Genomic DNA, 23,798 nt, shown 5'->3' with positions numbered 1-23,798 from the left:
CCTGAAGTCATTGCGGCGAGGTGGAATACCAAGCCTTGACGACATCATCGGCAATGCTGCTTGCCGGATCAAAGAACCGCATTTCTTCTCAAACACGAAGCCGGGAATATTCTCTCAAAGATTTCGCAATTGCGAGAACGGTCACGCCGGACCGGTCAGAATGTCTCGACAAAGGGCCGCAGCTCGACCTCGAAGCTCCAGGCGCTGCGATGCTGGCGATGGGTCGCGAGATAGGTCTGCGCGATCGCATCGGGCGACAGCTGGCTGTCCGGTCGCTCGGGCTTCGTCCCGACCGGCTCGATCTGGCCGTCGATAATGAAATGGGCGACATGGATGTTCTTCGGGAAGAGTTCGCGCGCCATCGACTGAGCCAGACCGCGCAGGCCGAATTTCGGCATGGCAAAGCCGGCGGAGTTGGGAAAGCCCTTGATGCTGGCGGAGGCGCCGGTGAAAAGAATCGAACCGGAGCCGCGCGCAAGCAGCCGCCGCGCCGCTTGCTGGCCGACCAGGAAGCCGCCATAGGCGCCGACAAGCAAGGCTTGTTTGACCGCATCGGGATCGACCTCGGCGATCGGGCCGCGCGTGCGGCCGCTGGCATTGAAGACGGCAAGGGCCAGCGGGCCTTGCTTGTCGGCGGCGTCAAACAGGCCGGCGACGGAGGCCGGATCGGCGACGTCGGTTTCGACGGCCAGCGCGCCGGTTTCCCCGACCAGCGCCGCGAGTTTGGCCGTGTTGCGGGCGGCCAGCACCACACGATAGCCTTCCGTGGTGAGAAGGCGTGCCAAAGAGGCGCTCAGGCCCGCACCCGCGCCGGCGATCACTGCGACTTCGGATGCCATGTCGTTTCTCCTTGGCGATGACGTGTTCGTCTCATAGCTGGCGTCTTGAGCGGCGAGACGCAAGAACGACGTTGCTCGATTTTCGCTGTTCGGTGAAAAACCCTGCCGGCAGGTTCGGAGCAATCGACCGCGGCCAGGGTCTTGCCTGGCGAGACAATCCGTCCGACAGGTGATTGCGTTGGAATCGCAAACGGTGTCGCAAGGGAGTCGACCGTGGAACCAATCTGGGCCGTCGGCCTGATGACCGGCACCGTGCTTGACGGCAATATCGACGTGGCGCTGATCAAGACCGATGGCGAGCGGATCGCCGATTTCGGCACCTATACGCTGGCCCCCTACCCCGCAGCGATCCGTGCCTTGCTGGAGGAGACGCTGCGTCAGGCCCGGGTGTGGAATTTNCCGATGGCGAGCGGATCGCCGATTTCGGCACCTATACGCTGGCCCCCTACCCCGCAGCGATCCGTGCCTTGCTGGAGGAGACGCTGCGTCAGGCCCGGGTGTGGAATTTCGACGGGCCGGAGCCGGCGATCTTTGCCGAAGCCGAGGAGGCGCTGACGCGGGCGCAGTCGGCGGCGGTGAAGGACCTTGTCGAAAGCTACGGCCTGACCATGGGCGATATCGGCGTGGTCGGTTTTCACGGCCAAACCGTGCTGCATCGTGCCCCGCAACCCGGGCGGCGCGGCGATACGCGCCAGTTGGGCGATGGCGCGCTGATGCATTCCATTTTGGGCGCCAAGGTCGCCTATGATTTCCGCTCGGACGATGTGCGCGCTGGCGGCCAGGGCGCACCACTGGCGGCTGCCTACCACGCGGCGCTTTTGAGGGAAGCCGACGCCAGCGGGGACACCGCTGTGCTCAATCTCGGCGGTGTCGGCAACGTCACTTGGTGGGACGGCAAGGACAACATCGTCGCCTTCGACACTGGCCCGGCCAACGCGCCGCTCAACGATTTCATCAAGGCAAACGGCCTCGGCGAGATGGACCGCGACGGCGCACTGGGCGCGGCCGGCACCGTCGATGAAGTGCGGCTGGCCAAATTGCTCCAGCATCCGTATCTGACCAAGCCCTATCCGAAATCGCTCGACCGTTTCGACTTCGGCGCCGCCATGGCCGACGGCCTCGGCGCAGAGGATGGGGCGGCGACGCTGACGGCCTTCACCGTCTCGGCCGTCGGCAAGGCGCTCGATTTGTTGCCGCGCCGGCCGAAGCGGCTGGCGGTCAGTGGCGGCGGCCGCCGCAACCGGACGATGATGGCGATGCTGGCGAGGCGCGCCAACGTCGAGGTTGTGCAGGCCGAGACACTGGGCTGGAAAGGCGATGCGGTGGAGGCCGAATGCTTTGCCTTCCTTGCCGTGCGCGTGCTGCGCGGCCTGCCGATCAGCTTTCCCAGCACCACCGGCGTGCCGCGGCCGATGCAAGGCGGGCGGCTGGCAGGTTAGAGCTTCTTCTGCAGGAAGATGCGGCTGCGGCCGACGGGAAAGTCAGGCAGTTCGCCGAAGCGCCGGTAGCCTTGCCGCTCATAGACTTTGGCCGCTGTCGGATTGAACGTATCAATCCAGGCGTTTTGGCAGCCGCGCTTGACCGCTTCCTCCTCGGCAGCGCCCAGCATGTCGCCGGCCATATGCCGGCCGCGCAGGCGTTCGTCGACCCACAGCCACTGCACATAGAGCCAGCCCCAGGCGGTGTATCCCGAAATGCCGGCGACGACAGCGCCGTGCTCATCACGAACGAAGACGGCGATCGGCTTGCGGCCGGAGGGGCCGACATCGCCGTCATTGAACGCCGTCAGCCGCTCGGCCAGGAAGGCGAGGTCGTCTGACGAGGGGTCGGCAGTGGTTTCAAGCGTCGTCTTCATCCGGGCGGGGCTCGCATGGCAAGCCAAGCTCTAGCGAAGGACGGGATGAGAACGCAAGCTTTACGGCTTGATGGGCAGCGGCGATCGCCATGACCCCGCTGCTGCCGCAACCAGCATCAGCACGGCGGCGACGATGGCGCAGATGGCAAAGCCGAACGATGAATAAAGCGGCCCGAAGCTGGTGGTGCCGATGAAGACGGCGAGGTAGGTGACCGAGCTGTTCAGGCCCATGATGGTGCCACGGCGCGACGGATCGAGCGCGGTAAGGCGCATCACCAGCACGTTCAGGCCGAAATGATTGGCAAGGCCCCAGATGGCGATCATAGCCAGGATCAGCACGAAATTGCTGCTTGCGAGCGCGATCGCGACATAGACGACGGCGACCAGCAGATAGGCGAAAGGCATGACGCGCCGTGCGCCGATGCGGTCGATGACGCCGTCGAGGAAGGCCGCGGCGCCGAAGCCGGCGCCGTAGGCGAGTGCGGCCAGCGCATTGGCGCTGACGGGCTCGCCCAGATCTTGGTGCAGATGATCGAGACCGTCCAGCCGGTCAGCACGACGCCGATCGTGCCGCTTTCGCGGCCGGGCGGCGCAATTGCCGCTGCACTGGCATAGATGGCCGGCATGGCGACGCCGGCGGCGATGCCGGCGACGGCCTGGGCCGCGACCAGCATGATCACCGTCGGCGCCAGCGCGCTGGCGAGAAGCCCGACCGTCAGCAACAGCAGAGCGCCCTGCAGCATGCGGCGGGCGCCGACGCCGTCGATATAGCGGGCGAGGAACAAAGCGCTGGCGGAAGTGCCGAGACCGAAGGCAGCCGACGCGGCCATCACCGCCGGCACGCTGGTGCCGAAGGATGCGGCGACTGCCGGAGCAATTGGACCCAGGACCAGCGAGTTCGAGCCGATGACGGCGATGCAGCCGGTCAGGAGATAGGCCAGCGCCGGGATCGGCTGATGGAGCGTTGCAGCTTGATGCGCGTTCGTCATCGGGTCATAATGGCCGAACTGAATTCCGCGACAACAAGGAATTTCGATATGGACGAAGAAACAGATGGGGTTCTGCAGAATAAGGTAGCTCCCCGAGAGCTCGACGCAATCGACCGAAAAATATTAGGCGTGCTGGTCGAGGATGCGACGATCAGCTACGCCGAACTTGGCGAACGCGTCTGCCTGTCGCCGCCGGCGGCGCATGAGCGGGTCAAGCGCCTGCGGCGCAGCGGCGCCATCCGCGGCACGGCTGTGATCATCGACCCGAAGGCGGTGAAGAAGCCGCTGCTCACCTTCGTGCATATCGATACCAAGGGCTGGGGCAAGACACCGGAGCTGATGGCCGTCTCCCAATATCCTGAGGTCGAGGAAATCCATTCGGTGGCCGGCGACACCTGCATGCTTCTCAAGGTCCGCACCGAGGACACCAGGGCGCTCGAAGGCCTGCTGGCGCGTCTCTACGAAACGCCCGGCGTCACCTCGACGCGAAGCTATGTCGTGCTGTCGACCTATCTCGAGCGCCCGGTGCAGCCCGAGATCACGGCGCAATGGCCGACGCCCCGGCATATGGCCACGCCGTTGTACTGATCTGCGCTATCTTCGTCTTGCCGGGGCCACAACAATCCTTCACAAACGTCACCCTATATTGATGCCAGGCATTGATTTGGGGTGACGAGAGGCGCGGCTTGGAATTCGAACTGAAAACCATCGAGGCGCTGGCCCCCGATCAGGCGTCGCTAAGCGCCGCCTCGAAGCTCACCAAGCGCTCGAACTGGCCGCGGCTGGAGAAGAACGAGCAGCAGGCGCTGATCTGGGGCGAATGCCAGGGCTCGGGATCCAACCCCTATCGCACCGTCGTCGACACCGGCGACCACGGCTACAAATGCACCTGCCCGTCGCGAAAATTTCCCTGCAAGCACACGCTGGCGCTGATGTGGATCGCCGCCACGGCGCCGGCCAGCTTCACATCAGCCGAAACAACGCCGGAATGGGTCAATGACTGGCTTGGCCGGCGCAGGAAGAGTGCGCCCCCGCCGGTCGACGCAAAGTCTGGCAGGGGCGCGTCTGGCAAGAGCATTGGCGAGGCCTCGCAGGCAGAGGAAAGCACCGTCGATGACGCCGCCGCGACGGAGCGCCGCGAGACGGCGCAGCGCAAGCGGGCGGAAGATACGCGCACCGCGGTGGCAGGCGCGCTGGACGAACTCGACCAGTGGATTGCCGACCAGCTGCGGCTCGGCCTTTCCGCCTTTGCCGACGCCAGCAGCGAGCGCTGCCGCCGCATTGCCGCGCGGCTTGTCGACATGAAGGCGACGGCGCTTGCCGGACGCATCGACGAAATCCCGGCCCGGCTAATGGCGCTGCGCAGCGAGGAACGGCCGGACGCGGCGATCCGCGAACTCGGCAAGCTGGTGCTGCTGGCCAAAGCCTGGCGCTCGGCGCCCGACGATCCCGAGCTGAAGCGACTGGTGTCGGCGTCCGAAACCCGCGACCAGGTTCTGTCCAGTCCCGACGCGAAGCAGGTCGACAGCCATTGGGAGGTCGTCGGCGAGAAGATCGAGACCCGCCGCGACGGTCTCGTCAGCCATTCGACCTGGCTGCTCGATCTGAAAAGCCCGACGCCGCAGTTTGCGCTGCTGCTCGATTTCTTTCCGGCTTCGGCCGGCCGCCGCTCGGCGGCGTTCACGCCCGGTGACCGGTTCCACGCCCGCCTGGTATTCTACCCGTCGCGCCAGCCACTGCGGGCCTTGGTGGCGGAGCGCAAGGGCGACGTCGTGTCGGGCGCCTGGCCGGATTTCGGCCTCGACGCTGTCAAGGACCCGCTCGCGGCGCATGCGGCGCACCAGGACGCAGCGCCCTGGTCGACCGATAGCCCGCTGATGCTGCCTGCCGGCGCGATCCTGCTCGATGAGCGCGGCACCGCCTGGTGGCAAGCGGCGCACGACCCGCAAGGGATCGCCCTGCCTGTTAGCGGGACCGTCGATCAGACCGTGCTTGGCCTCGACCTCGCGGCCACGGCGGCACTCTGGAACGGCGCGCGGCTCGATCTGCTGGCCGCGCAAAGCGGCTTCGGGAGGCTCGATCTGTCATGAACGATCTCGAACAGACGGGCTTGGCGACGATGCGCGACTGCTGGATCACCGGCGGAACCACGTTCGATCTGGCGCCAACCGCATGGAAGGAAATCGCCGCCGGCGCAAGCCCGGACGAACGGGAGCGACGTCTCCTGGCGATCGCCGCGCAGGCGCTCGATGTCGGCCTGCGGCCGTCGGCGCCGAAGACGCTGAAGCGCCGTCCGCCGCTGCCAAGGCTTGGCCTGCCGCTGCTGCCGGAGCGGTTGCGGCCGCTGTTGCGGGCGACCCTGAAGAACGCCGCCGATGCGCGGCGCAAGTCGCGTGTCGCGACGCTCGTCGCCAGCCGCGGCTACGTGCTGCATCCGATGGACTGGATGCCGTCGGCATCAGACCAGAACAGCCCTGACATCTATGCGCCGTGGATCGATTGGCAGGCCAGCGTCGAGGGGCTGAAAATTGCCCCGCAGGAGCAGCTGACGGCGCAGAACTGGGATGACTTTTACCCCGCCGCGCGCCGTATCGCGTTGGCCGAGATGCGCCGTCGCGATCCGGCCACGGCCCGCAGCCTGATGGAAGCCAAGGCGACGGGCGAGCCGGCTGAAGTCCGGCTGGCGCTCATCGAACTCATGCATTTCAACCTGACGCCCACGGACGCGCCATTGCTGAAAAGCCTGGCCACCGACCGCTCCGGCAAGGTGCGGGAGCTGGCGGGCCGGCTGCTGGCGAGGCTGGGCGAGCATGGCCGGCCGGGCAACGACGGAGCCGACGACCCCGTTGCCGAACTCGCCGCCTTCATCACAGAAGGCAAATCCGGCTTCATCCGCCGCCGCACCACCTACACGCCGGCAAAGCTCAAATCGCCGGCGCAGGAAAAGCGCCGCGCCGAATTGTTCGAGACCTGCAACCTGGTCGACCTCGCTTCCCGATTTGGGGTCAGCGAACCCGATTTCATTGCAGCCTGGCAATTCGGTGCCGACAAAAATGCGGACATCCAGATCTCACGAATGGTCGCAGCGTCGGGCAGCGACGCTGCCGTAACGCAGATGGCCGACACACTAGTCGCCGGGGGAGGCAAGCCGGCACTATTCGTGCTGCACCTGACACCGCGCCTGGATAGCCGCAGGAAGCGTGTCCTGGTCAGACTGATCCTGAAAGATACGCCGCAGTATATTGGCGCGCTCACCCTTGCCGAGGGCTTCGAAGCCAACTGGCTGGAATGGCCCGACCTGACGAACGGCCAGGGCTTGGCGGCATTGCGTTCGGCTGTCGCCGGCGATGATGACGCTATGAAGCGAACCGCCGACGACCTGCTGGAAACGATGGGCTTTCTGGCCACTGCGGCGACAGCGGAAAAATTGATCGAGCATGTCGTTGCGGCTGGCATGCCGCCGGCGGCAGCCTCGCTCGCTTTCCTGCGCCTCAACGCGGCCCTGACGGGAACCAACACATGACAATCCGGAGAACAGCACCATGAACGCAGCCATCCGCCTCCCTGTCGAGCAGGCCTATGCCGCTGAACTGCAGGCGCTGGCGCGCAATGACGAACGCCAGAAGCCGGCCGGATGGAGCCTGTCGCCGAAGGCCGTGCTGACCTATCTGCTCGGCGGCAAGGCAAGCGACGGCACCGTGATATCGCCGAAATATGTTGGCCGCCGCCGGCTGATGGAAACCGCGGTGGCGACACTCGCTACCGACCGCGCGCTGCTGTTGCTCGGCGTTCCCGGCACCGCCAAGTCCTGGGTGTCGGAACATCTCGCCGCCGCCATCATGGGCAACTCGACGCTGATCGTGCAGTGCACGGCCGGCACCGACGAGAACCAGGTCCGCTACGGCTGGAACTATGCGCAGCTTTTGGCCAAAGGGCCGAGCCAGGAGGCGCTGGTGCCGACGCCGCTCTACCGCGCCATGGAGAGCGGCAAGCTATGCCGCCTGGAAGAGTTGACGCGCATGGGCTCCGATGTACAGGATACGCTGATCACCGTGCTGTCGGAAAAGATGATGCCGATCCCGGAACTCAACACGTCGCTCTATGCCCAGCGCGGCTTCAACATCATCGCCACCGCAAACAACCGCGACAAGGGCGTCAACGAGCTGTCCTCGGCGCTGAAACGCCGCTTCAATGTGGTGGTGCTGCCGCTGCCCGAGGACATGGCGGAAGAGGTGGCGATCGTCTCCAAGCGGGTCGACGAGATGGCCGGCGGGCTCGACCTGCCGGTGCCGAAAAATGTCGGCGAGGAGATCGCTCGCGTGTTGACCATTTTCCGCGAGCTGCGCTCGGGCGCAACCGCCGACGGCAAGGTGACGCTGAAGACGCCTTCGGGTTCGCTCTCGACCGCCGAGGCGATCGCCACCATGGTCGGCGGCCTCAGCCAGGCGGCGTGGTTCGACAGCGGCAAGCTCGGCGCCGAAGGCCTCGCCGCCAGCCTTGTCGGCGCCATCGTCAAGGACCCGGTGCAGGACAAGGTGGTGCTGGAGGAATATCTCGAAACGGTGCTCAAGAAGCGGCCGGACTATGCCGGCTATTACGCGGCGCTGAACGCAGCGATCTGAGGTCATGAGCGACGTCGCCTATTTCGGCATCCGCCATCACGGGCCGGGCTCCGCCGACAGCCTGGTGCAGGCGCTGCGGGACTTGCAGCCGGTCGCGGTGCTGATCGAAGGGCCGAGCGACGCGTCCGCCCTGCTGCCATTGCTGGCGCGCCCGCAGATGCAGCCGCCGGTGGCGCTGCTCTGCTACCCCGAGGACGATCCGGCCGCGACAAGTTTCTGGCCGTTCGCCGAGTTCTCGCCGGAATACCAGGCGGCGGTGTGGGCGGTGGAGAACAAGGCGGCATTGCGGTTCATCGACCTGCCGTCATCGGCACGGTTCGCGGCACCGGCAACCGACGACACCGACAAAACGGCTGACGCCGACAAGCCCGAACCCAAGGACGAAACCGGTGAGGATGGCGAGCCCGCATCGCATCGCGACCCGATCGGCACGCTGGCTGCGGCCGCCGGCTATGAAGATGGCGAAAGCTGGTGGGCCGACATTATCGAGCAGAATCCGCAGCCGGGTCCAATCTTCGCTGCCATCACCGATGCGATGACGACGCTGCGCGACGGCGAAGGTGCGATCGCGCCGTTCGAGGCCAAGCGTGAAGCGCATATGCGATTGGAAATCGCCGCCGCGCGCAAGGAATTCGCCGGACCGATCGCCGTCGTCTGCGGCGCATGGCATGTGCCGGCCCTGCAGGCCGCGCACACGCAGAAAAACGACCAGGCGCTGATCAAGGGAATTGCCCGGCGCAAAAGCATCATGACATGGGCGCCATGGACCGGGCCGCGTCTTGCGCTGGGCTATGGTTATGGCGCTGGCGTCGTCGCGCCCGGCTGGTGCAAGCATCTGTGGCGCACACGAGGGCGGCGCGACGCCGCGACGCTGTGGCTGGCGACGATCGCGGCGGTGCTGCGGGCGAAGGGCCATCTGGTGTCGACCGCGTCGCTGATCGAGGCCGAGCGGCTTGCGCGCACACTGGCTGCCATTCGCGAGCGGCCGAAGCCCGGCTTCGAGGAATTGCGCGATGCCGCGATCGCGGCGCTGTTCAACGGCGAAGCGGTGCTGTGGGCGCTGGTCGAGGCCGAGCTGCTTTTGGGCGCGGATGTCGGCGAGATTCCGCCCGACACGCCGCTGGCGCCGCTGATCGAGGACCTGCAGCGCAACCAGAAGGCGGCGCGGCTGAAGCCGGAGGCGCTGGAACGCGAGCTGTCGGTCGATCTGCGCAGCGAAAGCGGACTGTTTCGTTCGACATTGCTGCACCGGCTGAACGTGCTTGGCGTGCAATGGGGCAGGCTGGCCGACGCCGGCCGCAGCCGCGGCACCTTTCGCGAAAAATGGACGCTGGCCTGGGAGCCGGAATATGCCGTGCGCCTGGTCGAGAACCTGATCTACGGCCCGACTATCGAAAAGGCCGCCAATGGCCGCCTGATCCAGATGCTCGGTGCGGCCGCGAGCCTCGACACGCTTGCCGCCCTTGTCCAGAGCGCCATTACGGCGGATCTGTCGGAGGCCGCGAGCGCCGGCCTTGTAGCGTTGGAGGCGCGCGCAGCGCACAGCAGCGAATGCCTGGAGATGCTGGCCTCGGTGCCGCCGCTTGCCGACATCATCCGTTACGGCGAGGCGCGCAAGACCGAAACCAACCGGCTGTCCGGTTTGTTGGAACGGCTGATCGTCGAAGGCGCGATCGCGCTGCCCTATGCGGTGCGCGACCTGGACGAGCAGGCCGCCACCACGCTGGTCGGTGCTGTGCGCAAGGCCGACGCGGCGATCCGGCTGGTCGAGCCCGGCGAAGGCGTGCTCGATGCATGGCGCAACGGCCTGACCGGCGTGCTGGAAGGTCCGGGCTCGACGGCGCTGCTCGCCGGCTGCGCCGCGCATCTGCTCTATGAAGCCGGCCAACTGTCGGCAGAGGACGCCGCCGGGCTGCTCGGACGCAGGCTGTCGCCGGGGACGCCGGTCGCCCAGGCAGCGGGGTTCTTCGAAGGTTTCTTCAGCACTGCCGGCCAGCGGCTGATCTACGACGAGGGCCTGCGCGGCGCCGTCGATGGGTGGCTGAAATCGCTCGACGAGGACGCTTTCATCGCGCATCTGCCATTGCTGCGCCGCGTCTTCTCCAATCTGGACTCGATGGAGCGGCAGCGGTTGATCGAGGCCGTGCTCGGCCGCACCGCAAGGTTGCCGGCCGGCCTGACGCCGGCGCCGGATGGCGGCGAGGGCTGGCGCCGTCACCTGGAGCGGCTTGGGCCATTGCTGGCGGGCGGAGTGTGACAATGGATGACGAAGCCGAAGTGCCCGAACCCGGCCCAGCATCCTCCGATAGCGGGCGCGAGCGCCGCTGGCGGCTGGCGATCGGCGCCGATGACGAGGCTTCCTCCGCCCTTTCCAGTGATGACAAAAAACTGTCTTCGGCGCTCGATGCGCTTTACGGCGACGGCGCCAATGCCGATGCCGACCCGCGCAAGCGGCGCGGCGGGCTCGGCCGCTCGGCGCCACGCGTGGCGCAATGGATGGGCGATATCCGCTCCTTCTTTCCCGCCCAGGTGGTCCAGATCGTCCAGAAGGATGCCTTTGAGCGGCTGAACCTGAAGCAGATGCTGATGGAGCCGGAATTCCTCAAGGCGATCGAGGCCGACGTCAACCTCGTCGCCGACCTGATCTCGCTGCGTTCGGTGATGCCGGCCAAGACCAAGGACATCGCCCGCACCATCATCGCCGACATCGTTGCCAAGCTGATGCAGCGGCTGGAGCAGAAGACCGCCGAGGCGATCCGTGGCGCGCTCGACAAGTCGCGACGCACCAACCGGCCGCGCCAACGCGACATCGACTGGCCGCGCACCATCTCGGCCAATCTTCGCCACTACCAGCCTGAGCACAAAACCGTCGTGCCGGAAAAACTGGTCGGCTTCATGCGCAAGCAACGCCGGCTGGTCGATCTCGACGAAGTGGTGCTGTGCGTCGACCAGTCCGGCTCGATGGCGAGCTCGGTGATCTACGCCTCGATTTTCGCCGCGGTGATGGCGTCGCTGCCGGTCGTGCGCACCAAGCTGGTCTGTTTCGACACGGCCATCGTCGACCTGACCGAAGAGCTCAGCGACCCGGTCGAGGTGCTGTTTGGCGTGCAGCTCGGCGGCGGCACCGACATCAACCAGGCGGTCGCCTATTGCGCCGACCGCATCGAGCGGCCGACCAAATCCCACTTCGTGCTGATCACCGACCTCTATGAGGGCGGCAACGGCCAGGACTTGCTGCGGCGGCTTGCGGCGCTGGTCCGGTCCGGCGTCAATGTCATCGTGCTGCTGGCGCTGACCGATCAGGGCCGGCCGGGCTATGATCCGGCGATGTCGGCTTCGGTCGCGGCACTGGGCATACCGGTCTTCGCCTGCACGCCGGACCTGTTTCCCGACATGATGGCGGCGGCGTTGCGGCGCGAGGATATCGGCGCCTGGGCAGCCGGCGCCGACATCAAGCTGATCCGCGCCGAGACGGAGCCGAGCAGTCAGGCCTGACTATTCGAACGAATAGGCAAACCCGTCAGTGGAAGCGCTGACGGTCACCTTGGTCATCTTCTCGCCGTCGAGCGACCGGTTCAGCACGCCGCGGCTGAGTTCCGGCAACAGCGTGTTGGTGAGGATGGCGTCGATCATGCGGCCACCGGACTCGATTTCGGTGCAGCGCGCCTTGACCAGCGCCATGACGCCGTCGCCGATCACCAGTTCGGCGTCGTGGCTGGCGCGCAGCCGCCGCGCGATCTTGCCGAACTGATGGCGGGTGATGGCCTCGATCATCGAATCCGAAAGCGGATAGTAAGGGATGGTCACGACGCGGCCGAGGAAGGCCGCTGGAAACACCTTCAGCAGTGGAGCGCGCAGGGCAGCATCGAGGCCGTCGAGCCCTGCCCTCACCGTGCCGTTGCCGGTCCGCTCCATGATGACTTCGGAGCCGACATTGGACGTCAGCAGGATCAGCGTGTTCTTGAAGTCGATGCGCCTTCCCTCGCTGTCATCCATCATGCCCTTGTCGAAGACCTGGAAAAAGATCTCGTGGACGTCGGGATGCGCCTTCTCGACCTCGTCGAGCAGGATCACCGAATAGGGTTTTCGGCGCACGGCCTCGGTGAGAATGCCACCCTTGCCGTAGCCGACATAGCCGGGCGGTGCGCCCTTGAGCGTCGAGACGGTGTGCGCCTCCTGGAATTCGGACATGTTGATCGAGATCAGGTTCTGCTCGCCGCCATAGAGCGTCTCGGCCAGCGCCAGGGCCGTCTCGGTCTTGCCGACTCCCGAGGGGCCGCAGAGCAGGAACACGCCGACCGGCTTTTCCGGCGCTCCGAGCCCGGCGCGGCTGGTCTGCACGCGCTTGGCAATCATCTCCATGGCGTGATCCTGGCCGACGACACGTTCGGACAGCGTGGTGGCCAGCTTGAGCGCCTTTTCGGTCTGGCTGGACAGCATCCGTCCCGTCGGGATGCCGGTCCAGTCCTGGACCACGGCAGCTACCGCATTGCGGTCGACCGACGGCAGGATCAGCGGCGTCTCGCCTTGCGCGGTGGCAAGCTCGGCCATGAGTTCACGCAGCCGCGCCAGATCGGCGGCAGGATCTGACGGCGCACCTTCGGCAGCCGGCGCTTCGGTCTCGGACGTTTCGGCCTTGGGCGTCTCGGCCTTGGGCACCTTGGTCTTTTCTTCGTCCGGCGCTGCCGGTTCGGCTTCGGCCTCAGCTGTCGCCACCGCATCGAGCGGGACGCCGTCGCCGCGCAGCCGCGCGCGCAGTTCGAGGATCTCGGCAACCAGCGCCTTTTCGCGCTCCCAGCGCTCCTCGGCGGCGGCGAGCATGGTCCCGGCCTCAGTGAGCCCGGCCTCGACCCGCGCCTGCCGGTCAGTTACTTCGATGCCGATCGCGGCCTCGCGGCCGATGATGCCGCTTTCGACTTCCAGCGCCTGGCGGCGCCGCAAAATGTCCTCGACCTCGGCCGGCGTCGCATGCTGCGAGATCGCCACCCTGGCGCAAGCGGTGTCGAGCAGGCTGACCGCCTTGTCGGGCAATTGCCGCGCCGGGATGTAACGATGCGACAGGCCGACCGCCGCCTCGATCGCCTCGTCCAGGATCTGCACTTCGTGATGCTGTTCGAGCACGCCGGCTACACCGCGCAGCATGAGCACAGCGACCGCTTCCGACGGCTCATCGATCTTGACCACCTGGAAACGGCGGGTCAGCGCCGGGTCCTTTTCGATGTGCTGCTTGTACTCGGCCCAGGTGGTTGCGGCGATGGTGCGCAATTCGCCGCGCGCCAGCGCCGGCTTCAAGAGATTGGCGGCATCGCCGGTTCCGGCGGCACCACCGGCGCCGATCAGCGTGTGCGCCTCGTCGATGAACAGGATGACCGGCGTCTCGGATGACTGAACTTCGTCGATCACCGCCTTCAGGCGCTTCTCGAACTCGCCCTTGACGCTGGCGCCGGCCTGCATCAGGCCGACGTCGAGCATACGCACGCTGATGCCCTGCAGGGGCGGCGGCACGTCGCCCTGGGCGATGCGCAGGGCAAACCCCTCGACCACCGCGGTCTTGCCGACACCGGCCTCGCCGGTCAGGATCGGGTTGTTCTGCCGGCGCCGCATCAGGATATCGATGATCTGCCGGATCTCCGGGTCTCGGCCGACGACCGGGTCGATCTTGCCGTCATGGGCGCGCTGGGTGAGGTCTGTGGCGTATTTGGCCAGCGCGGAGTCCCCGCCCGGAGCTCGCCGCGGCGCCTCCGCGGTGGGAGCCACTGCTGCCGTGGCGCCGGCTTCGAGCGAACCGTCCACCACCTCGGCAAAGCGGGCGATGACCCCGTCGGCGTCGATCTTGTCGAATTCGCCGCTGATCTTCGCCACCAGGCCTTCCAGCACCGGCGTCTTCAGGCAGGCGAGCACGACATGGGCGCTGCGGACCTCCTCCATGCCGAATTCCAGCGTCGCCAGGTTCCAGGCCTCCTGGATGGCGTGAAAGATGTGGTCGGAAAATTCCTCGATCGAGGTGGCGCCGTAGGGCAGCTTGTCGACGGCGCGGGTCATTTCGCTGGTAAGCCGGCTGGCATCGACGCCGGCATCGGCAATGATCATCTGCACATCCGAACGCTCGGACAGCACCAGTTGTTCTATGAAATGGACGAGTTCGACGTAAGGATTGCCGCGCAGCTTGGCGCTGTCGGCGGCGGCCTTGAAGGCGCGCAGGCAGACCGGATTGAGCTTGCCAACCAGTTCCTTGCGTTTGAACCCCTGCGACGACCGGCGCTGTTCCATCGAACGTGCTCCTGCAATCTGCCCCGTCGACAGCCTGCCACATAAGCAGCCGCTTGACAAAGCGCTTGATGCAGCCGGCCTTTTCCCTTTGTGGAGAGTCCCGCGCCGCCAAATGCAGACAACCACGATTTTTTCTAATCCTATGCGATGCGCTTCACATACGAGGTTGGCCAAGCACGCCATGAATTGCGCCATCCGAGACGCAGTTGCACCGACATTCATTAGCGCTCGTTAACTTTTGAGCGGATGGCGAATTGTGGGAATATGCAACCGTGTGCTAACGTTGGGTCACGTACGGTTTTAGAGCCGGTCGCCGGGGGTATCTGTGATCGATCTCGCACTCTGGCTTGCTCCGCTGGACGGTGAAAATCCGTCAGGCGAAGACTTGCGCAACGATCCGGCTTTTCATGAGCTGGAGCGGCTCACGGAGCCGCAGGTCAAGGTCGTCCATGACGGGCGCAACAAGCCAGCCGCGCAATCGACCATTCCGGTCGACTGGCCTGCCGTGCTCGGCAAGGCCGAGGAGTTGCGTTCGCATGGCCGCGACCTGCGCCTGCTCGTCATTGTCGCCCGGGCGCTGGCCAATGAAGAGGGATTGGCCGGACTGGCACAGGGCCTGACCCTGATTGCAAGGACCTTCGAGACGCATTGGGAGACGATGCACCCGGCGCTGCGGGCCAGCCCCCAACCACGCGAGGCCGCCTTGCGCCGCCTCAACGCGCTGGCCGACCTGCAGAACGGCCAGGAAGGCCTGCTGGCGAACCTCAGGCAGATGGTCTTCTTCGCGCCGCGTCCCATCGGGCCGATCAGCGGACGCGATCTCGAACAGGGTGCGCTCGACGATCGCGTCATGCTTCAGGAAGCGGCGTCGGGATTGAATGCCACGGAGAAGGCAGCACTGGTCAGCGCGCACGGACAGCTCCTGAACCGGGTGGGCAGCGGTTGTGCCGCCCATCAGGACCAGGCCGGTGAACAGATGACGGCGCTCATCGCCGGGGCGCACGCAGCGATCGAGGCGCTCGACGCGGTCGATGCGGCGCTGAATGCCCGCCTTGACAGCAACGGGGCCGCCGTCCCGGACCTGAAACGATTTTTGCAGCGCGTGCTGACGACGCTGGAACGCAATACGGCGGTCGAGACCACGGAAGAGGCAGCGACGAAGGGGGCGGCCAGCCCGGCTGCTCCCCCGGCAAGCCCGGCCGCGCCGGTCAGAAACGGTCATGGAGCCGAGACGATGGCAAGCTACGCGGAGACCGGTGCGGGGCTCCCGGACAGGATTTCCTCGCGCGACGATGTGGTGAAGTGCCTCGACCTTGTGGTCGCGTTCTACGACCGCACCGAGCCGTCGAGCCCGATCCCGCATCTCGCCCGCCGGGTGCGCAGGATGGTGCACATGGATTTCGTTGAACTGATGGAAGACCTCGCCCCGTCGGGGCTCAAGGAATTCCGGCTGCTCGCCGGCGTTCCCGACGCCAAGAAGACTGCCCAGAAGGATGAAAGGTAGCAACACATGCCAGCCGAAAGCAAAGCGAAGGTCATCGAGCGAAATCGCGCCCCGCGCGTGCAGATCGCCTACGATGTCGAAACCTACGGCAGCCCGACGACGATCGAACTGCCGTTCGTCATGGGCGTGATGGCCGACCTGTCGGGCGCATCGCAGACCAGGGAAGCGTCCAAGACGGTGCTCGACCGTTCCTTTGTCGAGACCGATGCCAACCGCTTCCCCAAATTCATGGAAGCGCTGGGACCCAGGGTCAAGGCGCGGGTGAAGAACACGCTGCCGCAGGCCGAGGGACAGGAGCGCGACGAAGAACTGGCGCTCGACCTGACCTTCACCAAGATGGGCGATTTCGCCCCCGACAAGATCGCCGAACAGGTCCCGCAACTGGCCGAAATCCTCAAGATGCGGCGCCAGCTCGAGGAGCTGCTCGGCTTCATGGACGGCCGCGTCGATGCCGAAAAGCGCATCGCCCAATTGCTGAACAACCAGCCGCTGCTTGGCCAGATCGCCGCCCAGGCGCTGTCCGACGACAAGGGTGAGGAATAGATCATGGCCGAACAGCAAAAGACCGCAGCATCCGTCGCCGAGGCCGAGGCCGTCGATCTCGGCGAATTCAGCCAGCTCTTGGAGAAGGACTTCAAGGTCAAGAAGGACGACAGCGAGAAGCTGCAGCAGCTGGTTCGCAACCTGGCTCTGGCGGCGCAGTCGCGCTCCGAGACGACGACGATTTCGTCCAACTCGATCAAGTCGATCAAGTCGTTGATCGCCGGCATCGACAAGATGCTGACGACCCAGGTCAACGAAATCCTGCACGCGCCGGAAGTGCGGCAGATGGAAGGCACCTGGCGCGGCCTCTGGTACCTCATCAACAACACCGAGACGGATCAGAAGCTGAAGATCCGGGTGATGAACATTTCCAAGGAGCAGCTGGCCGATACGCTCGAAGACTATGAAGGCCAGATGTGGGACCAGAGCCCGATCTTCAAGAAGGTCTACACCGACGAGTATTCGATGCTCGGCGGCGAACCGATCGGCTGCGTCATCGGCGCCTACGAGTTCTCCAACCACCCGCGCGACGTCGGCCTGTTGCGCAACATCTCCGGCATCTGCGCCTCGGCGCACACGCCATTCATCGCCGCCGCCTCGCCACGGCTGTTCCGCATGGACAGCTGGCAGGAACTGCCCAACCCGCAGGACCTGCAGCAGATCGTCTCCAACCCGGCCTACGCCTCGTGGCAATCGCTGCGCGAGAGCGAGGATGCGCGCTATATCGGGCTGACCATGCCGCGCGTGCTGGCGCGGCTGCCCTACGGCTCGGAGACCGTGCCGGTCAAGGGCTTCTCCTTCGAGGAGGAAGTGCAGGGCGATCACAACAAATATGTCTGGATGAACGCCGCCTTCCCGATGGGCGTCAACATCAACCGCAGCCACAAGCTCTATGGCTGGGGCACGCAGATCCGCGGCGTCGAGAATGGCGGCACTGTGCTTAACCTGCCGGTGCACTCCTTCCCGACCGATGACGGCTCGATCGCGATGAAATGCCCGACGGAAGTCGCCATCGACGACCGGCGCGAGGCGGAACTGGCCAAGCTCGGGCTGATGCCGATCCTGCACCGCAAGAACACCGATCTCGCGGCCTTTATCGGCGCCCATTCGCTGCAGGATGACGAGACGCGGGCGGGCCGCCTGGTCGACCCCGACGCCCAGTCCAACGAGCGGCTCTCCGCCAACCTGCCCTATCTGTTCCCGGTCTCGCGCTTCGCCCACTACCTCAAGGCGATTGCGCGCGACAAGGTCGGCTCGTTCAAGGAACGCACCGACATGCAGATCTGGTTGACCGAATGGATCAACCGGTACGTGCTGGCCAACCCGGCCTTCGCCGACGACAAGGCGCGCGCCAAGCGTCCGCTTGCCGCCGCCGAGGTGCAGGTCGACAGCGTGGAGGGCCGGCCGGGCTACTACAACGCCCGCTTCTATCTGCGCCCGCACTACCAGCTGGAGGGCATCAACGCCTCGCTTAGGCTGGTGTCGGAATTGCCGTCCGTGAAGACCTGATTGCAGCAACCAAACCTTTGTTTGAAAGCGGTGGAGAACGAAAATGCCCACAATGAAGATCGACGGTTTTCTGAAAGTTCCGGATATCAAGGGGCCCAGCACACGCGACGGCCATGACGACGAGATCGAAATCCATGGCGTCGATTACAAGATGGTCGCGCCCTACGACCCCAATTCCCTCTCGCGCCGAGGCCGCGTGTCGATGGGCATGATCAAGTTCACCAAGCACTATGACAAGGCCTCACCCTATCTGGCCAAGGCCCTGTTCGAAAACAAGGCGCTGGACGAGGTCAAATTCTCCGCGCGGCGGACCATCGACGGCGAGAGCAAGGACTATCTGGTCGTTACCCTGACCGACGCCTCGATCATGGAATACGACATGTCGCAGGCCGATGATGAAGCCGACCTGATCCAGGAGGAAGTCTCCTTCGCCTACAAGAAGATCAAGTTCGTCTATGACGACAATGACGAAGCCGAAATGGATGTCTATGTCGGCAAGTGACGGGCGAGCAAAGCGCCCTGCCGCCGACAAGGTACAGGCGGGCGGTTCACGGGCCAAGCGCGAGGCGGTACAGCCTTCGCTGTGGGACCGCCTCGTCAACGACCTGCCGGGCCTGAGCTCGGAGATAGACGGGCTCAGGCAGGCTCTGCAGGAGGAGCTTGGCGCAGAGCGCCTGGACGAGCTGCTGGCAGACGGACCGAGGCGCATCGACGCCGATGACGCATTGAACCCCGATCAGAAGCGCCGGCTGCACCGGCTGGCGTTTCAGAACCGGCACCGTGGCGAGCTTGAAAGCCGAGGCATCGTGGTGTCGCCCGATGTGCTGCGCGAGGCCGTGCGGCGCGACATCGAGGCGCTGTTCAACACCGAGCGTTTCGAATCCGCGCCGCTGCTATCCGATCTCGAGGCCGAGCAGATGACCGACAGTCCGACATCGCTGGCCGACTTTCCGGAGGTGCGCCGCAGCGTTGTCAATTATGGCGTGCCGTCCTTCTCCGGCCGGTCGTCGCGCGACTTCGATCGCGATGTTCTGGCACGCGAGATCCGCGCCGTGCTCGCCGCATTCGAGCCGCGGCTGAAGGAGAGCGCGACGAAAGTCACGGTCAACCTCGGCGACAAGACCGGCCTGAAGATCGAGATCGACGCCGTGCTGATCATGACGCCGACGCCCGAGCGCATGCGCCTGCGCACGACGATCAATCTCGACAACGGACTGGCGCGCACCGAGTTCAGGGAAGCCTGAGAGATGGACCGGGTCTTCGTAGAATATTACGAGGAGGAACTGTCCCACATACGCGGGCTGGCGGCGGAGTTCGCCGACATGCATCCGGCGGTTGCCCGCAATTTGTCGCTGGATACGGTGCCGTGTCCCGACCCCTATGTCGAGCGGCTGCTCGACGGCGTCGCCTTCCTCGCCGCGCGCACGCGCCTGAAGGTGGATGCCGAGCGCTCGCGGTTTTCGCGCAGCATCCTCGACGTGCTTTATCCCGATCTCGTCACGCCGGCGCCGGCAACCGCCATGGTGGTGCTGAAGCCCGGCCAGCAGGTGCAGACAATGCTTGCCGGCCACGTCGTCAAGCGCGGCACGCGGCTGGTCTCCAGCCTGCAGGCCGGCCTGTCGACACGCTGCACCTTCACCACCGCGCAGGACATGACGCTGTTTCCGATCGCGATCAGTTCGGTCGGCTATTTCCAGGACCGCAGCGCGCTTGCCGCCGCCGGCATCGGCCCGATCGCCGGCAAGGCCGGCGAAGCGGCACTTCGCATCACGCTGGCGCGGACCGGCAAAGGCAAGCTCGACGAACTGGCGCTCGACCGGCTCGACTTCTATTTCGCCAACCGCACCAAGGCGCCGCTGATCTTCGACGCCATCTTCGGAGTCTGCTCTGGTGTCGGCGCTCGACCGGAAGGCAAGACCAATCCATTGTCGCCGCTACCGCCGCCGGAGATGGTCGGCATTGCCGATGCCGAGGCGCTGATGCCGCGCACGCGGCCGACCTTCGAAGGCTACCGCCTGCTGCGCGAATATTTCATGATGCCCGAGCGCTTCCATTATGGGCGCGTCACCGGCTTGCTGCCGGTCGTGCGCAAATGCCAGGCCGGGCTCGAAATCATCTTCCTGTTCCGGCGTCCGGTGCCCGAACTCGCCGATCTGACGCCGGCGGATTTCGATCTCTTCGCCACCCCGATCATCAATCTCTTCGAGCGCGAGTGCAACATCGTCGAGCTCGACCAGCGCAAGACGCGCCAGGTGCTGCATGCCGACCGCACGCGGGCGCGCGACTTTGAAATCTACCGCGTCATCCGCGTCGAAGACGCCGATGCCGAGGGACCCGACGCGGAGATACCGGAACTCTTCAGCCTTGGGCAAAATCGCGGCAGCGGCTGGGTCTATTCGACGGAGCGGCGGCCGCGCCGGCCGACCGAGGACGAGCGGCGCCAGGGCGTGACGCGGACCTCCTATGCCGGCGACGACGTCTTCCTGGCGGTTTCGCGCCCGGTCCACAGTCAGGCTAACCGGCCGCTGAAGCGCGTCGACATCATGGCGCTTTGCACCAATCGCGACCTGGCCATCCTCGACGACACGCCGACCCTGACGCTGGAAGCCGGCGACCCTGTGGAGACGGTCCGGCTGCTCGGCGCATTGCGTTCGCCGCAGCCGGCGATCCCGGCAGCGCTGCCGACCGGCGCCGACGGCGAGTCGCGCGCCGACGACCTGGCCTGGCGACTGGTGTCACAGCTGGCGCTCAACTTCCTCAGCCTGGCCAAGGAAGGCCGCGGCGTCGATCCGCTGCACGCGCTGCTCGATCTCTATGCCGAGCGCGNTCAGCCTGGCCAAGGAAGGCCGCGGCGTCGATCCGCTGCACGCGCTGCTCGATCTCTATGCCGAGCGCGGCGACCCCGGGCTCGCCCGCAATGTGCGCTCGATCGTGCGCATCGACTCGCGCGCGGTGATCGAAAGGCTGGCGATCGAAGGGCCGATGTGCTTCGGCCGCGGCACGGAAGTGACGCTGCATGTCGACCAGTCGGTGCTGGCGGGACAGAGCACTCTGCTGCTGTCGGGCCTGCTGTCGCGGCTGTTTGCCCGCCATGCCGGCATTAACGGGTTCGTGCGCACGCGCACGCGGTTGCTCCAGAAACAGGAGGATGTGCCATGGCCGATGACGCCCGGCAATCGCTACCTGATCTAGAGCGAGCCGCAACCCTGTCCGAGAGTTTCGACTTTTTCGAACTGCTGCGCCGGCTCGAACGGCAAGGCGGCCTGTTCGGCCATTCCGGCCGGCCGGACCGCGAGCCGGCAAGGCTCGGCCAGAATGTGCGGCTGTCCTTCGCAGTGCAGGACGTGGTGGATTTCCGCGAGCCGACGGACAAGTCGCCGGCACGCGTCACGGTCAACAATCTCGGCCTGCTCGGACCCGAAGGGCCGATGCCACTGCATCTGACGCGCTGGGTGCTCGATCGGCTTTCGCAGCGCTGGTATGCGGGCGCCGAGGCGCGGCAGACGAGCGACACGACCTTCGTCGATTTCGTCAACATCCTGCAGCACCGGATGATCGCGCTTTATTATCGCGCCTGGGCGGATGCGCATCCGGCCGTGCAGGTCGAACGCGGTGTCGGCGGCCGAGTCCGTTCGATGCTGGAAGCCATGGCCGGCATTGGGCTGCCGGGCACGCAGGACGCCGTACTCGATGCGGTAAAGCTTCGCCAGGCCGCCTCGCTCGCCAGCCAGGTCGAGGGTCCCGAACGGCTGACGCTGTTCATTGCCGAAGCCTTCAAGGTTCCGGTGGTGCTGAAGGAATTCGTCGGCGCCTGGATGACCATTCCCAAGGCGCTGCAGAGCCGGCTGGCCGGCAGCTATGCCACACTCGGCCGCAGCGCCACCATCGGCCCGCGCAGCTTCAGCCGGCAAAGCCGAATCGAACTGCGCATCGGTGCGCTCAGCTATATTGACTACAAGGCGTTCCTGCCCGGCGGCGAGCGGCTGAAGTTGTTGAAGCAGGCGGTGCGCGACCTGATCGGCGAGACCATCGATGTCGATCTCAGGATCGTGCTTGCGGCAAAGGCAGTGCCGCCGGCGAAGCTCGGCACCGTCCAGCTTGCCCGCACCACCTGGCTGGCGCGACCGGTCGAAAAGGGGGACGCCGACGACATGCGGTTGCGGACCATCGTCGGCTGGCGGGAAGAGGTGGCGGCATGAGCCTGCTTCTGATTCTCGAACAGGGACCACGCGCGCAAGTCACGCGGCAGGCGCGGCTGGACGAGGGCGAGCTGGTAATCGGCCGCAGCGCCGACGCCGACTGGCAGATCAACGATCCCGACATGTTCGTCTCGCGCGCCCACTGCAAGATCACCAGCAAGCAGGGCGGCTATTTCGTCACCGATACCTCCAGCAGCGGGTTGTTCATCGACGATGCCGCCAGCCCGCTCGGCGCGGGAAATACCGCGCGCCTGCAAAGCGGCATGCGACTGCGACTGGGCGACTATGTGGTGTGGGTCGATTTGCAGACGGCGAAGACCGAGGCGCCGGCCTCCAGGCCTTCAGCGCCTGCCAGTAAGCCGGCGGCGTCGCGGGCGCCGGTCAGCCTCGGCGGCGACGATTTCTTTTCGTCCACCACGGAAGAAGAGCCGGGACGGCCACGCCCTGCCAACCTGCCCGATCCATTCGAAAAGCCGGTGCCCGGGGCGTTCGCGCGTGCAGATGAACGCAGCTCGCAGGCGTTCGATGATCCATTCAGCCTCGACCCGGTGGCGACGCCTGCGCCCGAGACCGCCCCCGACAAGGCTGTTGGCAAGCCGCTGTTCGACGATCCCTTCGGCCTCGATTCCGCACCGCTGTCGCGAGAGCCGAGCAGATCCAGTTCCGAGAAGCTGCCGGCCTACGATGACGGGTTTGGTTTTGGCCCGGCCGAGTCCACCAGTCTCGACGCAGGCGCGACGGATGGCGGCGCGATCGATGCGGCCTCGCCTGCTCCCTCCGCCGCGCCTTGGGAGCTGCCGGCTCGCGCGGCCGAGCCATCGCCAAAGCCAACCCCGCAACCACCGCCCCGCCCTCCTGTACGGCAAGCTGCAGCGCGGCCGTCGGCCGGACAACCGGACGCGGACCTTCGCGCTGCTTTCCTGCGCGGCATGGGTGTGGACGAGCCCGGCTTTCCCGGCCGCGATCCGGTTGCCGACATGGAGAAATTCGGCCGCGAGTACCGGCTGATGATGGAAGGGCTGATGCAGCTTTTGCGCAAGCGCGCCGAAGAGAAGGGCAACGCCCGCGTCGCCCAGACCGTGGTTGGCGCGTCCGAGGTCAACCCGCTCAAATTCCTGCCTTCGGTCGACGATGCTCTGGTGACCATGCTGGCCGAGCGCAGCCCCGGTTTCCTCGGCGCCGAAGCGGCGATCAAGGACGCGGTGCGCGATCTGGCGCAGCACCACGTTCGTGCCTGGCGCGGCGTGCAAGGCGCGCTCAAGCGCATGATCGACCGCTTCGATCCGGCGGCGATCGAGCAGGAACTGAAGTCGGGCTCGGCGATCGGCAATCTGCTGACCGGCGGGCGCGGCGCCAAGCTCTGGGAATTGTACCAGAAACGCCACCGTGAAATCGCTCACAGCGCCGAGACGCGCTTTCTGGGCGAAATCGGCGCTGATTTTAGGGACGCATATGAGGAGGACTGAGA

16 protein-coding genes and 4 pseudogenes are annotated in these 23,798 nt (G+C 65.8%); 16 read left to right on the top strand and 4 right to left on the bottom strand.

All coding sequences use genetic code 11. The features are described 5' to 3' along the window. Positions 1–155 precede the first annotated feature (155 nt). The gene (locus X771_RS158625) at positions 156–839 is read right to left on the bottom strand and encodes an SDR family NAD(P)-dependent oxidoreductase (RefSeq protein WP_023668581.1); all 684 of its coding nucleotides are present in this window, start codon (positions 837–839) and stop codon (positions 156–158) included. A 213-nt stretch (positions 840–1,052) separates the two neighbouring features. Here X771_RS158625 and X771_RS1000000167940 point away from each other — a divergent pair. Together X771_RS1000000167940 and X771_RS0133430 are read left to right on the top strand one after the other, a co-directional pair. Continuing rightward, a pseudogene (locus X771_RS1000000167940) lies at positions 1,053–1,235 on the top strand (anhydro-N-acetylmuramic acid kinase); the annotation flags it as partial. Between the two features lie 5 nt (positions 1,236–1,240). Further along, a pseudogene (locus X771_RS0133430) lies at positions 1,241–2,278 on the top strand (anhydro-N-acetylmuramic acid kinase); the annotation flags it as partial. Here the strand turns inward: X771_RS0133430 and X771_RS158630 are convergent. Both X771_RS158630 and X771_RS01000000164745 read right to left on the bottom strand, forming a co-directional pair. Further along, positions 2,275–2,694 (bottom strand): GNAT family N-acetyltransferase, encoded by a 420-nt coding sequence (locus X771_RS158630; protein ID WP_023684459.1) that lies wholly within the window; start codon positions 2,692–2,694, stop codon positions 2,275–2,277. The pseudogene X771_RS0133430 and the gene X771_RS158630 sit on opposite strands and share 4 nt — an antisense overlap. A gap of 60 nt (positions 2,695–2,754) precedes the next feature. After that, positions 2,755–3,683 (bottom strand): annotated as a pseudogene (locus X771_RS01000000164745) (MFS transporter). A gap of 48 nt (positions 3,684–3,731) precedes the next feature. On the opposite strand from X771_RS01000000164745, the gene X771_RS158635 reads away from it, so the two are divergent. From X771_RS158635 to X771_RS158655, 6 genes are all read left to right on the top strand, one after another. After that, complete coding sequence (locus X771_RS158635; protein WP_023687041.1) at positions 3,732–4,271, top strand: Lrp/AsnC family transcriptional regulator; 540 nt, start codon at positions 3,732–3,734, stop codon at positions 4,269–4,271. A 98-nt stretch (positions 4,272–4,369) separates the two neighbouring features. Then, positions 4,370–5,773, top strand: a complete 1,404-nt coding sequence (locus tag X771_RS158640) for an SWIM zinc finger family protein (protein WP_023687040.1) — start codon at positions 4,370–4,372, stop codon at positions 5,771–5,773. After that, positions 5,770–7,206: a DUF5691 domain-containing protein gene (locus X771_RS23095; protein WP_023687039.1), complete on the top strand. Its 1,437-nt coding sequence runs from the start codon at positions 5,770–5,772 to the stop codon at positions 7,204–7,206. The genes X771_RS158640 and X771_RS23095 overlap by 4 nt, the downstream gene beginning before the upstream one ends. 19 nt (positions 7,207–7,225) lie before the next feature. After that, positions 7,226–8,305, top strand: a complete 1,080-nt coding sequence (locus tag X771_RS158645) for an AAA family ATPase (RefSeq protein ID WP_023687038.1) — start codon at positions 7,226–7,228, stop codon at positions 8,303–8,305. 4 nt (positions 8,306–8,309) lie between these two features. Continuing rightward, a complete protein-coding gene (locus X771_RS158650) occupies positions 8,310–10,562 on the top strand; it encodes a DUF5682 family protein (protein WP_023687037.1) in 2,253 nt (750 codons plus the stop codon). Positions 10,563–10,564: 2 nt separating this feature from the next. Further along, positions 10,565–11,800 carry a VWA domain-containing protein gene (locus tag X771_RS158655; RefSeq protein WP_023687036.1) on the top strand — a complete coding sequence of 412 codons (1,236 nt, stop codon included), beginning with the start codon at positions 10,565–10,567 and terminating at the stop codon, positions 11,798–11,800. Here the strand turns inward: X771_RS158655 and tssH are convergent, their stop codons facing one another. Continuing rightward, the gene (gene tssH / locus X771_RS158660; protein ID WP_023687035.1) at positions 11,801–14,575 is read right to left on the bottom strand and encodes a type VI secretion system ATPase TssH; all 2,775 of its coding nucleotides are present in this window, start codon (positions 14,573–14,575) and stop codon (positions 11,801–11,803) included. Positions 14,576–14,900: 325 nt separating this feature from the next. Here tssH and tssA point away from each other — a divergent pair, with 325 nt between their 5' ends. From tssA to tagH, 8 genes and pseudogenes are all read left to right on the top strand, one after another. Beyond that, positions 14,901–16,079, top strand: a complete 1,179-nt coding sequence (tssA, locus tag X771_RS158665; protein WP_023687034.1) for a type VI secretion system protein TssA — start codon at positions 14,901–14,903, stop codon at positions 16,077–16,079. A gap of 6 nt (positions 16,080–16,085) precedes the next feature. Further along, on the top strand, positions 16,086–16,622 hold the full coding sequence (tssB, locus tag X771_RS158670) for a type VI secretion system contractile sheath small subunit (protein ID WP_023673718.1): 537 nt from the start codon (positions 16,086–16,088) through the stop codon (positions 16,620–16,622). 3 nt (positions 16,623–16,625) lie between these two features. Next, a complete protein-coding gene (gene tssC / locus X771_RS158675) occupies positions 16,626–18,131 on the top strand; it encodes a type VI secretion system contractile sheath large subunit (protein WP_023682611.1) in 1,506 nt (501 codons plus the stop codon). Positions 18,132–18,183: 52 nt separating this feature from the next. Next, positions 18,184–18,633 carry an Hcp family type VI secretion system effector gene (locus X771_RS158680; protein ID WP_023673716.1) on the top strand — a complete coding sequence of 150 codons (450 nt, stop codon included), beginning with the start codon at positions 18,184–18,186 and terminating at the stop codon, positions 18,631–18,633. Continuing rightward, positions 18,620–19,375 carry a type VI secretion system baseplate subunit TssE gene (gene tssE, locus X771_RS158685; RefSeq protein WP_023687033.1) on the top strand — a complete coding sequence of 252 codons (756 nt, stop codon included), beginning with the start codon at positions 18,620–18,622 and terminating at the stop codon, positions 19,373–19,375. Before X771_RS158680 ends, tssE begins: the two co-directional genes overlap by 14 nt. Positions 19,376–19,378: 3 nt before the next feature. Beyond that, positions 19,379–21,323 (top strand): annotated as a pseudogene (gene tssF / locus X771_RS01000000164740) (type VI secretion system baseplate subunit TssF). Beyond that, complete coding sequence (gene tssG / locus X771_RS158690) at positions 21,287–22,330, top strand: type VI secretion system baseplate subunit TssG (RefSeq protein WP_023687032.1); 1,044 nt, start codon at positions 21,287–21,289, stop codon at positions 22,328–22,330. Before tssF ends, tssG begins: the two are co-directional and overlap by 37 nt. Further along, positions 22,327–23,796, top strand: a complete 1,470-nt coding sequence (gene tagH / locus X771_RS158695; protein ID WP_023687031.1) for a type VI secretion system-associated FHA domain protein TagH — start codon at positions 22,327–22,329, stop codon at positions 23,794–23,796. The genes tssG and tagH overlap by 4 nt, the downstream gene beginning before the upstream one ends. The last annotated feature ends 2 nt before the right edge of the window (positions 23,797–23,798 follow it).

This window comes from Mesorhizobium sp. LSJC269B00 (assembly GCF_000502815.1).
Lineage (GTDB): Bacteria > Pseudomonadota > Alphaproteobacteria > Rhizobiales > Rhizobiaceae > Mesorhizobium.
Note: the sequence above shows the minus strand (reverse complement) of the source record. Positions and strands in the feature narration are given on the sequence as shown.

Coding starts and splice junctions, on each gene's coding strand:
- X771_RS158630 (WP_023684459.1), bottom strand. CDS start 2,694: ATGAAGACGACGCTTGAAACCACTGCCGACCCCTCGTCAGACGACCTC.
- tagH (WP_023687031.1), top strand. CDS start 22,327: ATGAGCCTGCTTCTGATTCTCGAACAGGGACCACGCGCGCAAGTCACG.
- tssC (WP_023682611.1), top strand. CDS start 16,626: ATGGCCGAACAGCAAAAGACCGCAGCATCCGTCGCCGAGGCCGAGGCC.
- X771_RS158650 (WP_023687037.1), top strand. CDS start 8,310: ATGAGCGACGTCGCCTATTTCGGCATCCGCCATCACGGGCCGGGCTCC.
- X771_RS23095 (WP_023687039.1), top strand. CDS start 5,770: ATGAACGATCTCGAACAGACGGGCTTGGCGACGATGCGCGACTGCTGG.
- X771_RS158625 (WP_023668581.1), bottom strand. CDS start 839: ATGGCATCCGAAGTCGCAGTGATCGCCGGCGCGGGTGCGGGCCTGAGC.
- tssH (WP_023687035.1), bottom strand. CDS start 14,575: ATGGAACAGCGCCGGTCGTCGCAGGGGTTCAAACGCAAGGAACTGGTT.
- tssG (WP_023687032.1), top strand. CDS start 21,287: ATGGCCGATGACGCCCGGCAATCGCTACCTGATCTAGAGCGAGCCGCA.
- tssB (WP_023673718.1), top strand. CDS start 16,086: ATGCCAGCCGAAAGCAAAGCGAAGGTCATCGAGCGAAATCGCGCCCCG.
- X771_RS158655 (WP_023687036.1), top strand. CDS start 10,565: ATGGATGACGAAGCCGAAGTGCCCGAACCCGGCCCAGCATCCTCCGAT.
- X771_RS158680 (WP_023673716.1), top strand. CDS start 18,184: ATGAAGATCGACGGTTTTCTGAAAGTTCCGGATATCAAGGGGCCCAGC.
- tssE (WP_023687033.1), top strand. CDS start 18,620: ATGTCGGCAAGTGACGGGCGAGCAAAGCGCCCTGCCGCCGACAAGGTA.
- X771_RS158645 (WP_023687038.1), top strand. CDS start 7,226: ATGAACGCAGCCATCCGCCTCCCTGTCGAGCAGGCCTATGCCGCTGAA.
- X771_RS158635 (WP_023687041.1), top strand. CDS start 3,732: ATGGACGAAGAAACAGATGGGGTTCTGCAGAATAAGGTAGCTCCCCGA.